The 16,107-nt window shown below is 34.5% G+C and carries 11 protein-coding genes and 1 riboswitch; of the genes, 5 read left to right on the plus strand and 6 right to left on the minus strand.

The window, feature by feature from the left end:
- Window positions 1–63: 63 nt before the first annotated feature.
- The gene (dnaB, locus tag BC781_RS21590; RefSeq protein ID WP_109621848.1) at window positions 64–1,704 is read right to left on the minus strand and encodes a replicative DNA helicase; all 1,641 of its coding nucleotides are present in this window, start codon (window positions 1,702–1,704) and stop codon (window positions 64–66) included.
- A gap of 225 nt (window positions 1,705–1,929) precedes the next feature.
- Between dnaB and BC781_RS21595 the strand changes: the two genes are divergently transcribed.
- The 5 genes from BC781_RS21595 to BC781_RS21615 all read left to right on the plus strand — a co-directional run bounded on the left by BC781_RS21595 (window position 1,930) and on the right by BC781_RS21615 (window position 8,753).
- Window positions 1,930–3,291: a UDP-N-acetylmuramate--L-alanine ligase gene (locus BC781_RS21595; protein ID WP_109621850.1), complete on the plus strand. Its 1,362-nt coding sequence runs from the start codon at window positions 1,930–1,932 to the stop codon at window positions 3,289–3,291.
- Window positions 3,292–3,396: 105 nt separating this feature from the next.
- Window positions 3,397–4,422 (plus strand): UDP-N-acetylmuramate dehydrogenase, encoded by a 1,026-nt coding sequence (gene murB / locus BC781_RS21600; protein WP_317047249.1) that lies wholly within the window; start codon window positions 3,397–3,399, stop codon window positions 4,420–4,422.
- Between the two features lie 15 nt (window positions 4,423–4,437).
- Complete coding sequence (locus tag BC781_RS21605) at window positions 4,438–5,466, plus strand: potassium channel family protein (RefSeq protein WP_109621852.1); 1,029 nt, start codon at window positions 4,438–4,440, stop codon at window positions 5,464–5,466.
- Between the two features lie 69 nt (window positions 5,467–5,535).
- Entirely contained in the window at window positions 5,536–8,235 is a 2,700-nt protein-coding gene (locus tag BC781_RS21610) for a DEAD/DEAH box helicase (RefSeq protein ID WP_109621854.1), read from the plus strand.
- 95 nt (window positions 8,236–8,330) lie between these two features.
- Window positions 8,331–8,753, plus strand: a complete 423-nt coding sequence (locus BC781_RS21615) for a DoxX family protein (RefSeq protein WP_109621856.1) — start codon at window positions 8,331–8,333, stop codon at window positions 8,751–8,753.
- A gap of 62 nt (window positions 8,754–8,815) precedes the next feature.
- On the opposite strand, the gene BC781_RS21620 is transcribed toward BC781_RS21615, so the two are convergent.
- From BC781_RS21620 to BC781_RS21640, 5 genes are all read right to left on the minus strand, one after another.
- Window positions 8,816–9,691 carry a DUF6263 family protein gene (locus tag BC781_RS21620; RefSeq protein WP_109621858.1) on the minus strand — a complete coding sequence of 292 codons (876 nt, stop codon included), beginning with the start codon at window positions 9,689–9,691 and terminating at the stop codon, window positions 8,816–8,818.
- A gap of 74 nt (window positions 9,692–9,765) precedes the next feature.
- Window positions 9,766–10,356 carry a porin family protein gene (locus tag BC781_RS21625; protein WP_109621860.1) on the minus strand — a complete coding sequence of 197 codons (591 nt, stop codon included), beginning with the start codon at window positions 10,354–10,356 and terminating at the stop codon, window positions 9,766–9,768.
- Between the two features lie 67 nt (window positions 10,357–10,423).
- Complete coding sequence (locus BC781_RS21630) at window positions 10,424–11,284, minus strand: alpha/beta hydrolase (protein WP_109621862.1); 861 nt, start codon at window positions 11,282–11,284, stop codon at window positions 10,424–10,426.
- 69 nt (window positions 11,285–11,353) lie between these two features.
- Window positions 11,354–15,148 (minus strand): methionine synthase, encoded by a 3,795-nt coding sequence (gene metH, locus BC781_RS21635; protein ID WP_109621864.1) that lies wholly within the window; start codon window positions 15,146–15,148, stop codon window positions 11,354–11,356.
- A gap of 174 nt (window positions 15,149–15,322) precedes the next feature.
- A riboswitch (SAM riboswitch) is annotated at window positions 15,323–15,432 on the minus strand.
- A 65-nt stretch (window positions 15,433–15,497) separates the two neighbouring features.
- On the minus strand, window positions 15,498–16,079 hold the full coding sequence (locus BC781_RS21640; RefSeq protein ID WP_109621866.1) for a peptidase associated/transthyretin-like domain-containing protein: 582 nt from the start codon (window positions 16,077–16,079) through the stop codon (window positions 15,498–15,500).
- Between the last annotated feature and the right edge of the window lie 28 nt (window positions 16,080–16,107).

The following is a 16,107-nucleotide window of genomic DNA, read 5'->3' on the forward strand; positions in this document are numbered from 1 at the left end:
TATTGAAAAGAAAAGGAGTCCAAATGGACTCCTTTTTTTATATGCTTTGATCTAATCTTTTATTTAAAATGGCGGAGGGCCAGGATCTTCATCCGTGTTATTCATTTTACTGCCTAGCGTAATCGTTTCACCACCACTTGGAGGTGCATCATTTCCAAAATCAGCTTCAGGAGGCATACCCATAGCATCCATTGTATTCATAGATGAAGGGAATGGCTCATTAGCCGCAGGAATTTGTGGAGCTACAGAATCAAATGGTGAGAATCCGGCATCTTGACCACTACCAAAGGCATCTCCATCCCAATCCTCAAATCGGGTATACTTACCAATAAATCGGAGTTTAACATTTTCCAATCCACCATTACGGTGTTTTGCAATAATAACTTCTCCGAGTCCTAAGACTGAGTTACCTTCTTCGTCTTCTGTGATATCATAATATTCAGGACGATAAAGGAAACATACCATATCAGCATCCTGCTCAATAGACCCAGATTCACGAAGATCGGATAGTTGAGGTCTTTTGTCTCCTCCCCTAGTTTCTACGGCACGAGAAAGCTGAGAAAGCGCAATTACAGGTACATTCAATTCTTTTGCTAATTGCTTTAAGGAACGTGATATAAAGGCAATTTCCTGTTCACGGTTACCTTTTGCTGTTCCTGAACCACCACTCATAAGCTGGAGGTAGTCAATTACAATAATCTGAATATCATGCTGAGCTTTAAGTCTTCGACATTTTGCTCTAAGTTCTAAGACAGACAAGGCTGGTGTATCATCAATAAATATTGGAGCCTCTGTAAGCTTAGGTGTTTTATCAATGAATTTCTTCCACTCTTCGTCCGAAAGCTTTCCTGTCTTTAACTTCTCACTCTCAAGCTCTGCTTCAGCTGAAATCATCCTTTTTACAAGCTGAGCAGCAGACATCTCTAGAGAGAAAATAGCTACAGGAACATTAAACTTAACTGCTGCATTTCTAAGGTTAGAAAGTACGAATGCTGTTTTACCCATTGCAGGACGTGCTGCAATAATAATTAAATCGGAACGCTGCCAACCTGATGTTACTCTATCTAGCCAAGTAAAACCTGAAGGAACACCCGTTAAACCATCCGTGTGATCTTTCATAGCCTCAAGTTCTTGAATAACTTCATTCATTACCTCGGGCATTCCTGAGTAGTTCTTACGGATATTCATTTCTGAAACCTCAAATAATCGGGCTTCAGCTTTATCTAGAATTTCAAATACATCTTCAGAGTCACTGTATGAGTCTCTTGAGATTTCATTTGAAATATTTATAAGTGCACGTTTAATCGCATATTCTACTAAGATCCTTGAGTGATGAATAATATTGGCAGAAGAACTGACCTTATTCATCAACTGCGAAATATATGCAGGACCTCCTACTTTCTCTATATCTCCGCCTTTTCTTAATTCATGAACTACTGTCAATAAATCCACAGGTTCAGAACGTCCAAAAAGGGCTTGTATACTCTTATATATTAATTGATGGGCTTCTTTATCAAATGTTTCTACTTTTAATACCTCGATCACTTCGGTCAAAGCATCTTTATCAAGCATCAGTGCTCCAATAACAGCTTGTTCCATTTCATGATCATATGGTCTTTTTAATCCGCCAACAAACTCATTGGCGACAGACTTATTAGCTCTTGAAGGAAATGTTTGATTACTATCTGGTAGTTTTTCGTTCATGGTACAAAAATATGAACTTTAAGACATTTTTTATGATATCCCTTAGGACTCTTTTTTAGAAATTTGTTTTATTTTACACTCTGGGTGCTTAAAATCATTATATCACGATTTTTTGAAATGATAATGATGTTATTTTCAAGTTCATCTTTATGAAGTGAATTTACTATATGTTTGATTCGCTGTTGTAATTTTTAATTTCCATTCTCACTTTAATAAGTAACATTTATGAGAGTTCATTTGATTGCGATTGGTGGTAGTGTAATGCATAATATGGCAATTGCACTAAAAGAAAAGGGATATGAAGTGAGTGGATCAGATGATCTGATATTCGAGCCTTCAAAAAGTCGATTGAAAGAAAATGGGCTATTACCCGAAAAAGAAGGTTGGAACCCTGAAATCATCACAGAAGACATTGATGCGATTATTTTAGGAATGCACGCAAAAGCTGACAATCCTGAACTCAAAAAAGCACAAGAGTTAGGTCTTAATATATATTCTTACCCTGAATATATTTACGAGAATTCGAAATTTAAGCACAGAGTAGTCATTGCTGGAAGTCATGGAAAAACTACAGTTTCTTCAATGATTGTTCATGTACTGAATTATTGGAATATAGATGCTGATTATTTGATAGGTGCAAAAGTAAAAGGACTTAAAAGTTCATTTAAACTAACCAAAGAGGCTCCTATTCTTATCGTTGAAGGCGATGAATATTTGTCGTCTGCCCTAGACCCTAATCCTAAGTTCATTCATTATCATCAACATATTGGTGTAGTTACAGGAATTGCTTGGGATCATATTAATGTATATCCAGAATATGATGGTTATGTACATCAGTTCAAAAGATTTATTGAGAGTACACCTAAAGGCGGTGTGATTCTTTATGATGAAACAGATAAGGAACTATGTGACCAGATCGAGAAATCAGAAGTTTATTTCGATGTTGAGAAAATCCCTTACAATCAAGCTAAACACAAGATCAAAAATGGGACAACTGAACTTACTTTTGGAAAAGGAAAAACAGCCATTAAAGTATTTGGAGAACACAACCTCAAAAATATTGAAGTAGCTCGTCATGTGTGCGAACGATTGGGTGTAAAAGAAGACCGTTTCAAAGAAGCTATAGCAAGTTTTGAAGGTGCACATATGCGTATGCAGCATTTACATTCTTCTGACAGTACTCGAGTTTATAGAGATTTTGCACATGCTCCATCAAAAGTAAAAGCAACTGTTGAAGCTTTCGATAATCAGTTTCCAGAAGATACTTTCGCTCTTCTAGAATTACATACATACAGCAGTTTGAATAAGGATTTCTTATCTGAATATAAAGGGGCTTTAGGCAATGTTAAAGAAGCTGTTGTTTTCTTCAATCCTGATATCATCGCTAATAAAGGTTTAAAAGAAATCACAAAGGAAGATGTTGCGAATGCATTTGACCATTCGAACTTAAAAGTGATTACAAATTCAGATGAATTAAAAGAACATTTGAATCAAGTAAATTGGAATGCCAAAAACCTTCTGATTATGACTTCAGGAAACTTAGGAAACATTGACCTAGAAGAATTGGCAAAAGATATTGCCAAATAATTATATAGAATAGTGAAGTAACAACTAAGCTAGTTATAGTTAAACCTAATAGAAGTCAATTCTATTAGGTTTTATATTAACTTTGAACAAACGAAATATAAAATCATGATTCAGATTGAGAAAGATATATCTATTCACCCATTTAATACGTTCGGAGCAAGACAAAATACTTCTTATTTTTTGAGAATCTCAGATATAGGAGGCCTTCAGAATTTTATTGATAATAAGGGCTTTGAACTAGATCAGATAATGATTTTGGGTGGAGGAAGTAATGTTCTTTTCACCAAAGATTATAATGGAATCATCCTTAAAAATGAGATAAAGGGAATAGACGTTGAAAAGGAAAATGATGAATTCGTTTGGCTGAAAATAGGTGGTGGGGAAAATTGGCATGAACTAGTTCTTTATACTGTAGAAAATAATTGGCAAGGAATTGAGAATCTTAGTCTTATTCCTGGAACAGTGGGAGCCTCTCCTATCCAAAACATTGGTGCTTATGGAGTAGAGGTGAAAGATACATTTGAATCCCTTGAAGCTTTTGAATTAGAAACAGGAACAATTAAATCTTTCACCAAAGACGATTGTGGTTTCGGATATCGTGATAGTGTATTCAAAAGACATCTAAAAGGGAAATATTTTATTACTAGTGTTACTTTAAAACTTCGTAAAACGAATCATGCTTATAATACAAGTTATGGTGCAATTGAGAATATGCTTCAAGAAAAAGGAATTTCAGAATTAAGCCCAAAGACTATTAGTGAAACTGTAATTGCTATTAGAAACTCTAAACTGCCTAATCCAGAAGATATTGGAAACTGTGGTTCATTCTTTAAAAATCCCGTAATCTCAACTGAAGATTATAAATCATTGAAAGAAGAATATCCTAGCATACCTGGTTATGTATTATCTGAAAGCGAAGTAAAAGTACCTGCGGGTTGGTTAATCGATCAATCTGGATGGAAAGGTAAAGTGATTGGGAATGTAGGAACTTATGAAAAACAAGCATTAGTTCTAATAAATGCCACAGGTATGGCTACAGGAGAAGAGGCTTGGAGTTATGCACAGGAAGTAAAACAATCAGTATTCAAAAAATTTAATATTGAAATCAATCCAGAAGTAAATATAATTTAGGAGAGAGAGATAAATATGATGACCATAAAAGAGCGAATTTTTAAGGCTTTTGGGATTGCTTTTACTATTGTTATCATCGGAACAGTGGGATATATGCTACTTGGGCCAGATGATACAACTTGGGATGATGCGCTCTATATGACTGTAGTTACAATTACTACAATTGGTTTTGAAGAGGTCATAGACCAAGAAAAAGTACTATATGGACGATTGTTTACAATGCTCCTTGCCTTTGCAGGTATTGGAAGTTTTACGTACATGGTATCTACTTTTTCAAGCTTGATAATTGAAGGTCATCTCCAAAAGCATTATTCCCAACAAAAAATCATGAAGCGAATGGAACATTTAAGAGATCATTACATCATCTGTGGTATGGGGCGTGTTGGTCAACAAATTGCAGATGAATTATATATTGTAAAAGAAAACTTTTGCTTCTCAGATATTTCAGAGGAAGTTATCGATAAAATGCATGGTTTATACGGTGCAAACGATGGAATTGAGGGCGATGCAACAGATGATCACTTTCTCAAAAAACTTGGTGTAGAAAATGCTAAAGGCATCTTCATTTGTACAAATGATGATAATGTCAATCTGGTGATTAGCCTTTCAGCAAAACAGCTTAACCCCATCATTCGAGTGATCACTATGTGTAAAACTAGTGGTTTTAAGTCAAAGCTGAAATCAGTTGGTGCAGATAAAGTAATCTTACCTCACAAATTAGGTGGAAGTAGAATGACTTCAGAAATGGTAAACCCTAGTGTTTCTTTCTTTCTGGAAAACTTAAAGAATAGAGCTTTAGGAGAAATCAATTTGGATGAATTTTATATTCCAACTGGAGCAGGGAATTTCACTATTGAGTATTTGAAGAAATCGGGTTTAGAAAGAGCTGTTTTTCTAGCGCTTAGAGCTGAAGACAGATGGATGAACTTACCCTCTGATGAGGAAATTATCCATGACCATGATACTATTGTAATGATCTCATCAAATGAAGAAATTAAGCTACTACATGAATTGATGAATAAGAGAAAGTTAGGTAAAGCTTAACTTATCATTATTCAATAGTGTGATATTCTATACCATTTATAGTCAGTAAAAAACCTATTTTTTTAGTAAATGCAACATATAATCAAATATCTAAGAGCTTGTTATCAAACTGATAATCGAGCTCTTAGTTTATATAACTTCTTTTCTAGTAAGGCTGAACAGTCTTTAATTTTATCAGACTCTGAGCTACTAAATTCAGCACTTCCATTTTATCCTATTTCTGAGAATTGGTTAGACAAATCTCTACCCATTTTAAGTACATATTCAAAGGAAAAGGAATTATATACCTGTGCTTTATTTGTAACTGCTGACATTCTTATCGTCAATAAGAAACAAAAAATTGCTGCCCCTCTCCTACTATACCCTTCTGAAATAAACTATGAAGAGCGAGGTGTTAGTCTTACAGGAAAACAAGTCATCATAAATAGTCCATTATTACAATTACTAAAAACTACTGAGGTTGATCTAGCTGATGTACTTCAAAAGTTATCAGATGTATGCCAAGGTAGTCAACTAGAAGTTGAACAAGTACACCAAATTCGAAGTATTCTTTCTGAATATTTCCCAGAGTTAGATACCAAGGAATTACTTCTTTATCCTAAAACCTTAAACAAGAAAGAATTTAAACAAAAACAAGAAGAAGCCGATAATCCTAAAATATGGCCATCTGTAGGGGTTTGTATCTTAAAAAAGTCATCTTCAACTCTTGGCGTTTTAAACGAATTAGAAGAATTAGCTTCCTCCAATGAGTATTCTGAACCTTTAATTGAATTTTTAGAAGGTTGTAAACCTTATCCTGAGAATGATAATAAAGTAGATTCGCTTGTCCCTGTGATACTGAGTAAAGCTCAAGAACAGATTTTTAAGGCTGTTGATCGATTTACCTCAACACTTATTCAAGGCCCTCCTGGCACTGGCAAATCTTTTACAATTTCTGCTTTAGCATCTAATTATGCACTTCATGATAAGTCAGTACTAGTTGTTGCTTCCAATCATCAAGCTTTAGATGTAATTGAAAGTAAGATATCAAATGACTTTGAACTTGAAAATGTCATTGTTCGTGGAGGTGCTGATCGTGATTCCAAAAAAAGTCTGAAAAGTCATCTTAGAGACTTATTGAGAGGAGTAGGAATAGATGAAGTAGAAAAACACGAACTTGATTCGGTTTATATCCAACTTGAAGATTTGAGCAAAAAGTTAGATCAGACCGAGACACTTTTTAAAAAGAATTCCCTACGTGAGGAACAAAGAGGTGAATTAGATGCCACAGAAGAGAAAAATCTACTCGATAAACTCAAACTGATTTATTTAAATTTTCTTCTCCGAAACAAGCACCTTTGGACTCAGGCTTCTCGTTTAGAAAAACTATCAGAAGAGAAGAATGATACCATCCGAAAATTTATTCGAATGAAATCTATGATGTGGCAATATGCTACATTAAAAAATCAACGAAAGATTATTAAAAACTTTCATTCTGGAATAATAGCAAGGACTTTTACTCGCAAAGAAGAATTTTTCGATCAAATCAACTTTTCAAAACTACAGAAACCTTTTCCAATCTGGATTTCTAGTATTAATGAAGTAAGTACAATGCTTCCATTAAGTAAAGACTTATTTGATCTTGTAATTATAGATGAAGCAAGCCAAACCGATATTGCTAGTATTCTGCCCGTACTCCAAAGAGCTAAAAAGGTAGTTATTTGTGGAGACTCAAACCAGTTACAGCATATTTCTTTTCTCTCGGGGAGCAAGCAATCTTATTTAGCGAACAATTATGAGTTAAAAGATCATGAAGTGTCTACTTTTGATTTTCGAAATCTCAGTAGTTTAGAGCTTTTGAATAACCAATTAACCTCTCAAGATCAAACTATTTTTCTTAATGAGCATTACCGTTCTCAACCTTCTATAATTGAGTTTAGTAACCAAAATTTCTACTCAAATGGTTTAGCGATTATGACTAATTCACCTCTGAATGAAGGTCAACAATCGGTACAAATACATCCACTAGATGGTAAAAGAGTAAAATCAGGATACAATAAAGTTGAGGTAGATTTCATATTTGAGAAAATAGAAAAAATCATTGAAAATGAAGCTGATCTTCCTTTTGAGATTTGTCAATCAATAGGAGTACTTTCTCCTTTTAGGGAACAGATTAATTATATACAAAAAAGAATTCTTAAAGAGTTTCAGTCTAAAGATATTCAACGCCATAAAATAGTTGTTGGAACACCTCACTCCTTTCAAGGGGAAGAAAAAGATATAATGTTCCTTTCATTTTGTTTAGATCAAAAAACACATCCTTCAGCTTTTATTCATTTAAACAAAGAAGATGTATTCAATGTATCGATTACAAGAGCTAGAGCTGAACAACATATTGTGCATTCTTTAGATCTAAATTCATTAAATGAAAAACACCTAATGACAAAATACCTTAGGTCTATCTCAGAAGTAAATACTCATTCCATTGAGAACAATGAAACCGATCAGTTTTGGGAGGAAACAAAAGAAATGCTGACAAATCTAGGGATTAAGACTATTCACTCATCTTACATCATCGCAGGTATAGAATTAGACTTGGTATTTGTTCATAAAGAAAAATGTATTTGTATTGATTTGATAGGTTATCCGGGTGCATTTTCAGAAAGTTTCCCGAGTAGTTATTATAAAATATTGAAAAGAGCAGGAATAGATGTCTTCCCCCTGCCTTATTACACTTGGAAAAACAATAAACAAGTAATAGAAAATCAAATTAAAGATTTATTGAAGTAATAAGTTAATACATAGTAGTTTAGTCGTAATTGAATCTATTTATTGGTTATGATTCTAGAAATACTAAATTGAAATAGTATTAACCATCATTGCTTATGAAAATTCTCGATCTTCTTTTACGAATAGCGATTGCTATAATTCTACTTCAAACTTTATTCTTCAAATTTACTGGACACGCAGAATCTGTATATATTTTCTCTACCCTTGGAGCAGAACCATTTGGACGAATAATGGTGGGGACTCTCGAACTTGTGGCATCAGTCTTAATCTTTATACCCAAGACTAAGCTTCACGGTATAATAATGGTTATAGGTTTAATGTTTGGAGCGTTAGCTTCTCACCTATTTACACCATTAGGAATTGTAGTAGAATGGGATGGTCAATCTGATGGAGGAACATTATTTAGTCTAGCACTTTCAACATTTATTATGGCTATCTGTTACTTGGTATTTTTTATGCCGAGAAAGATAAATGAATTATGGCGACTTTTTTTAATGAAACCCTCATCAAGTATTTAAAAAATAAAAAAAGCCTGTATTTAATATACAGGCTTTTTACTTAACTGAGTAGTAGACTAGCTCTAATCAAGTAATGTGATTGTTGTTTCAGACTCAATAGTCATTGGAATAGTAACACCTTGTGCACTGATTTCCATAGATAAATCTTGCTTGTTAATAAACTTTTTAGCCCAGTTATTTTTATTAAGAATAGCTTCATAAGTAGCTGTTCCTTCAAGTTTACTTACCTGAGCACCATTTAATGACTTCGGTTCAGCAGCGGGTGAATACACAACCTTCGCATTCAACTGTTCAGCAGATGTATAAGTCCAAGTAACATCAACAATACCTGGTATATTTGTAATATCATCCATTTGTTCAGACCAAGTATCACCTACACTTACAGCATTCTCGGGGAATGAAACCAAAGCAGATTTAAAACTATCTTTTATCGTTTTTTCTCCAAATGATTGCTTTAACATTCCTTCAATTTGCATTTTCATTGATGCATCAACCTCAGAAAGTAAAGCATCATGGATTTGCTCAAGCCCTTCAACTTTTGTGATTTCACCTCTATCTGATAATTCAATCGTAAAAGGCTTTTTCATCATAAGTTTAAAAACACTATTCATTGGGTTAGAATTTTCTTCCCCTGCCTCACTATCAACAACTACAGATCCCATTTGAGAAACTGTAGACATTTTCATACGATCATAAGTCATAGAAACTTTACCTCCAGTTGGTAATACCTCTAGCACTTCCATAGTATAGTCAGCTTCAATAACTTGAGTGATAGACATGATCTGTCCCATTACTTGCTGATCAATAGCTTGGTTAGACTTCTGAGTAAATGAATATTTCTCTCCTTTGACAAACTTATAACGTAAATTTGATTGAGCTAAAGTCACAAATTGAGAGAACAATCCTAAGGTTAAGACTAAGAGTATAAATTTTTTCATTGTTTAATATTGTTTTGTTTAAAAAAATATGTCTATTCTGAATTTTTATATTAAAATTGGTCGTGTTTCATCGTTTAATCAAAGTTCTTTCCAATAGACAGTTGCAATACTTTACTACCTAAATCTCCATCAATACTTTCATAATACTGGGAAGTGCCAACATTATATCTTAGGGTTAAATTATATTCTTTGATATCTACTCCTAGACCTAATGAAAGCCCTACAGTCGGGGTTAAATTTTCTGCTTCATTTAAATTTGAAGAAATGCCAATTTCTTGATTTGGAAGAGGTAATTCTATAGCAGGTCCTAACTGCATATTTACAGTTTCTAAAAAATATATTTTTAGTAAAAGTGGTAAGGCTATCTTTTTATGAAAAATAGTATTTCCTTGATAACTCCCTCCTTCAAGGGAATACATTAACTCTAAAAGAAAGGCCATATCTTTATTAAATCTTGCATTTAGATAACCTCCGAGATGAAAACCTGTAATATCTTCAAATTGGTATGTATCACTCTTTATTGAAGAATGATTTAAACCAAGTTTAAAACCCAGAACATTATCAGAGTAAAATGACAAACGGCCAGTACCTAATTGAGCATCTTGTGCGAAAGAATATAAATTTTGAAAAAATAGAAATACAAAAAATAGAATATAAATTCTCATAGTTTATGGTATTGGAATCATAGGTTCTTAAAACAATTTAAATAGAAACTATGAATCTGAGGGCAAGTTATTCTTTTTTAACGATTTCGAGTCTTTGTTGAAGGTTTTCTTTTTGAATGATAGCTTTTTCAATCCATTCATTTATTTGTTCAATGTTATTTGTCATAGGCTCCCAGCTGATTTCATGACCTCCATTAGCTACAGAATATATAGTGAACGGTTTATCTAAAGCTTCTAATTTATCTGTAATAGCTTTAGAACCATATAATATGAGGAAGCCTCTTTTATCTTCTGTACAAAAATGGTGAGGGGCAGAACCATAAGGAACTAGTTTGTCTGAAGTTCCATGAAAAAATAGACTTGGAATGGCATTATTTTCAGTTATATCTTGAATGTGTGTGATAGCCCCTGCCAATGAAATTAATCCAGCAAATTGAGGCATTACAGTAGGTGCATCAACTCCATAAGCTGCGTGTAAAACTGCTTCAGCCCCTGCACTACTACCTAACATTACAATCTTATTTCTTTTAATCCCTACTTCTGTGTCTAGATAGTCAAGGCAAGAGTTTATATCTTGAACAGCAAATCTAAAAGTTTGAATTTTATCCGCCTTGGGTGTATCACAATCAAATCCTTTATCTTTTCTGGTAAGTCTATAACTCATACTTGCAGTTTGAAAGCCTTCTTTAGCCAAAGTCTCACAAAATTCAACAATTCTAGGATTTCGGAAACTACCTCCCATAAATCCGCCTCCATGCATTACTAAAACAGTTATATCTTTTCTTTCTTGCCTTGAAGGCTCATAAATATCTACAAAAAGTGAATCTCCTTTTGAAATAGCGTAAAGATATTTCTCAGGATGGATTTCTTGTCCAAATAAAACAAGTGATGAAAAGATTAAGGCGGTAATCAGAAATACCTTTTTCATAAAGTTGAAATGTTAGTCAGTATAAAAACAAAAAAAGGCACCCTAAGGTACCTTTCTTTTATAATTAAATTAGTAAGCTAAGTTTGGACTAAGCCATTTTTCAATCACTTTTAAATCCATATCTTTTCGCTTAGCGTATTCTTCAACTTGATCTTTCTGAATTTTACCTAATCCAAAATACTTTGATTCAGGATGTGAGAAGTACCAACCACTTACAGACGAAGCTGGGTACATCGCAAAACTCTCAGTCAGTTTAATTCCAATATTGGCTTCTGCATTCAGTAAATCAAACAGTTTTCTCTTTTCTAGATGATCTGGACATGCAGGATAACCTGGAGCAGGACGAATACCACTATACTTTTCTTCGATCAAAGATTCGTTATCTAAAAGTTCATCTTTGTCATAACCCCAATATTCTTTTCTTACACGCTCATGAAGAAGTTCTGTAAATGCTTCTGCAAAACGATCAGCAATTGCTTTCACCAAGATAGAATTGTAATCATCTAGTTCTGCTTCATATTTCTTAGAAATTTCATCAGCTCCAGTGATTGTAACAGCAAAACCACCAATATAATCACGTTTTTCGGTTTCCTTAGGCGCTATATAATCTGCCAAAGAGAAGTTAGGTGAAGTTTTAGCCTTTTTGTTTTGCTGTCTCAGATGAGAAAGTGTTTGTATGGTCGCTTCTCTGTTTTCTTTAAAGAAAATCTCAGTATGAGAAGGGTTATCAGGCATCGGGATTTCCTCAATATTATAATCGTAAACCTCAATATCATCATGGTTTACTGTATTGGCTGGGAAGAATCCAATGACAGCCTTAGCCGTTAACAATTTCTCAGAAATAATCTTTTCAACCATTTCTTGAGCATCTTTATACAATCTGCTAGCCTCCTCTCCTACAATTTCATCTTTAAGGATAGCAGGGAATTTACCAGCTAATTCCCAAGATTGGAAGAACGGTGTCCAATCGATATAACGTTGGATTTCCTCTAGTGAATAATCATCGAAAGTTTTAGATCCGAAGAATGAAGGCTTATTGATATTTGTATTTTCCCAATCAATTTTCACCTTGTTCTTTCGAGCATCTTCAATAGAGATATATTTCTTATTTGATTTACGCTTTGAATGATCTTCTCTCAATCGAGCATATTCATTTTTGAAATTCTCATAAGCTTCTTCATATACACCTTCAGTTTCAGATGTAAATGCACTCGCTACAGGAACAGATTTAGAGGCGTCCAAAACATGAATCACAGGACCACTATATACAGGGTCAATTTTAACTGCTGTGTGAATTCTTGACGTAGTAGCACCACCAATCATTAAAGGAATTTTAAGTCCTTTACGCTCCAATTCTTCAGCTACATAAACCATTTCATCAAGCGATGGAGTAATTAGACCACTCAATCCGATCATATCTACATTCTCCTCTACAGCTTTAGCAATAATCTGCTCAAGAGGAACCATCACACCCATATCAATTATTTCGAAGTTGTTACAAGCTAGTACAACTCCTACAATATTTTTACCGATATCGTGTACGTCTCCTTTTACTGTAGCCATCAAGATTTTTCCCGCGCTACTTTTTCCTGAAAGTCCAGGGTTATTTCTCTTTTCCTCTTCAATAAATGGAATCAAGTAGGCTACAGCTTTCTTCATTACACGAGCCGATTTAACAACTTGTGGCAAGAACATCTTTCCTTCTCCGAAAAGATCACCTACGATATTCATTCCATCCATCAGAGGGCCTTCAATTACTTGAAGTGGGCGATCAAACTTCTGCCTTGCTTCTTCAGTATCCTCATCTATAAAGTCTACAATACCTTTTACTAGCGCATGAGAAAGACGCTTTTCTACAGGAGCTTCACGCCAAGAAAGATCAACTTCTTTTTTCTTACCATCCCCTTTTACAGTTTCAGCAAGTTCAACAAGTCTTTCTGTCGCATCATCTCTTCTATTGAGTAATACGTCCTCTACGCGTTCTAGTAGTTCTTTAGGAATCTCTTCATAGACCTCAATCATACCAGCGTTTACAATACCCATATCCAAACCTGCTTTAATTGCATGATAAAGGAATGCTGAGTGCATTGCTTCACGAACTACATTGTTACCTCTAAAAGAGAAAGAGACATTACTGATACCTCCACTCACTTTCGCATGAGGAAGATTCTGTTTGATCCAACGTGTAGCCTCAATAAAATCAACACCGTAATTATTGTGCTCATCAATACCTGTAGCAACAGTAAGTACGTTAGGGTCAAAAATGATGTCTTGTGGAGGGAAATTAACTTTCTCTACTAATATATCATATGATCTCTTACAGATTTCAATTCTTCTTTGATAACTATCCGCTTGCCCTGTTTCATCAAATGCCATGACTACTACAGCTGCTCCATATTTCTTTACCAGTTCTGCCTTTTTAATAAACTCTTCTTCTCCCTCTTTCAAAGAAATTGAGTTTACAACCCCTTTACCTTGTACACACTTCAGACCAGCTTCAATTACTGACCATTTTGAAGAGTCAATCATAATTGGTAAACGAGCAATATCTGGTTCAGATGCAATGAGGTTTAGGAATCGGGTCATGGCTTCCTCAGAATCCAACATCCCTTCATCCATATTTACATCAATCATTTGTGCACCACCTTCTACTTGGCTACGAGCAACCTCCAAAGCTTCATCGTACTTATCTTCTTTGATAAGTCTTTTAAACTTCAACGAACCAGTAACATTTGTACGCTCACCAATGTTAGCAAACATACTATCTTCTTTGATAGAAATAGGTTCTAGTCCAGATAGGTGAAGTACTGCATCTTCTTCAGGAATTTGTCTTGTTTCATGAGGACTAACTACTTCAGCAATTTTCTGAATGTGATCTGGTGTAGTACCACAACATCCACCAATAATATTTACTAGACCATTACTAGCAAAGCCTTCAATAATTTCTGCCATCTCCTCTCCTGTTTGATCGTATTGACCAAATTCGTTTGGAAGACCTGCATTTGGGTGTGCTGAGATTAGACAATTAGAGACTCTTGAAAGTTCTTGAACATAAGGCCTGAGAAGATCTGCACCTAAAGCACAGTTCAAACCTACACTAAACAAGTTTGCGTGTGAAATGGAATGCCAAAATGCTTCTGCAACCTGTCCAGAAAGCGTACGACCACTCGCGTCAGTAATAGTACCAGAAACCATTACAGGAAGTCTTTTACCATAGCTTAGATTTGGAAATTCATCAGTGATTTCAACATTACCTTTTTCTTGATCATCAAAATACTTTTCGATCGCAAATAAAGCCGCCTTACAGTTTAGCGTATCAAAAACCGTTTCGACTAGAAGTAGATCACAACCACCTTCTACTAATCCTTTGGTCTGTAAATAGTATGCATCTACAAGTTGATCGAAAGTAACGGCACGATAACCCGGATCATTCACATCTGGGGAAATGGAAGCTGTTCTGTTTGTAGGTCCCATAGAACCTGCCACATATTTAGGCTTAGAAGGATCTTCCGCTGTTAATTCATCAGCTACTTCTTTGGCTATTCTTGCAGATTCATAGTTAAGTTCATAAACTATATGTTCAAGCTTATAATCTTCCATGGCTATTGTTGTACCACTAAAGGTATTGGTTTCAACAATATCTGCCCCTGCCAAGAAATACTGTCTATGGATATCCTTAATAATATCTGGACGAGTAATAGACAATAAATCGTTGTTGCCTTTAAGGTCAGATGGATGATCAGTAAATCTATCTCCTCTAAAATCTTTTTCTTCTAATTTATGGCGTTGGATCATAGTACCCATTGCACCATCCAAAATTAGAATACGTTCTTTCGCTAAGTCTTTGATGTCTTTTTTCTCCATGCTTGCAGTCAATTCATATTTTGACACACTAATTATACAGACGCATGTGAAAACAAACAATAGAAAATTCTTGATTGATTACTAGCAACTTACATATACTTTGTAAGTAGTTTTTGGTCATAAAAAAAAGGGCAAGAAAGCCCTATTTAATCAAAATAAATCTATGATTGCTTTCACCTATCTTCCTCAGACACCTCTGAGCCGGGAATTGGCACCAAGCATGTAAAGCTTCTTGGTTGCCAAGGCATCATTGAGCCCGGTCTCTCCACCTTTCAGGATAAGTGGTACAAAGATATGTAATCAATCTTATTATTAAAATTTTATTATTGAGAAATGTAATTTCACTTAATTAATTTCTCCAATTTTGTCCTTCTCCCACAGGTTCTTTCTGTATATTCATCCAAATTCGATATTGTTCTTGTGGATCTTGGTAATTAGAACGATATGACATTACAATTTGTGGGTTACTAAATGGCTTAAAGTTATTTTTTAATTCCATTGCCCATCTTTGATTTTCGGTTTGCATATTTTTCAATGCTAAGAAAGTTGCTTTAAACTCTTCTTTGGTTTCTGGAAATGGAAAAATATCAACTTCATCCAAGTAAACTGTCATTTCGGATAAAGGTACTTTAATGAATAAATGATCCTTACCTTCAAACTCAGGTAAAGCCACCTTTACTGTTTTATATCCTTGAAAACTCACTTGAATACTATCTACAGGTTTGATCAGCATTTCTGCTCTACCATCTCCTTTCGTAATAGCTCCTGTTCTTCCTGCCAACACATGCGCTCTGTTCAACGGACGCCCTGTTTCTTTTTCGTAAACAATTACTGTTAATTTATCAGTCTTAGCTTGGTCTTGAGCAAAAGATGGGAAATAAAAGAATAGTCCTACTATGACTAAGGTTATATAATTGATGTTTCTTCTCATAAAAATCTGATTCTATATTGAAGTAATT

The organism is Sediminitomix flava (assembly GCF_003149185.1).
GTDB classification, from domain to species: domain Bacteria; phylum Bacteroidota; class Bacteroidia; order Cytophagales; family Flammeovirgaceae; genus Sediminitomix; species Sediminitomix flava.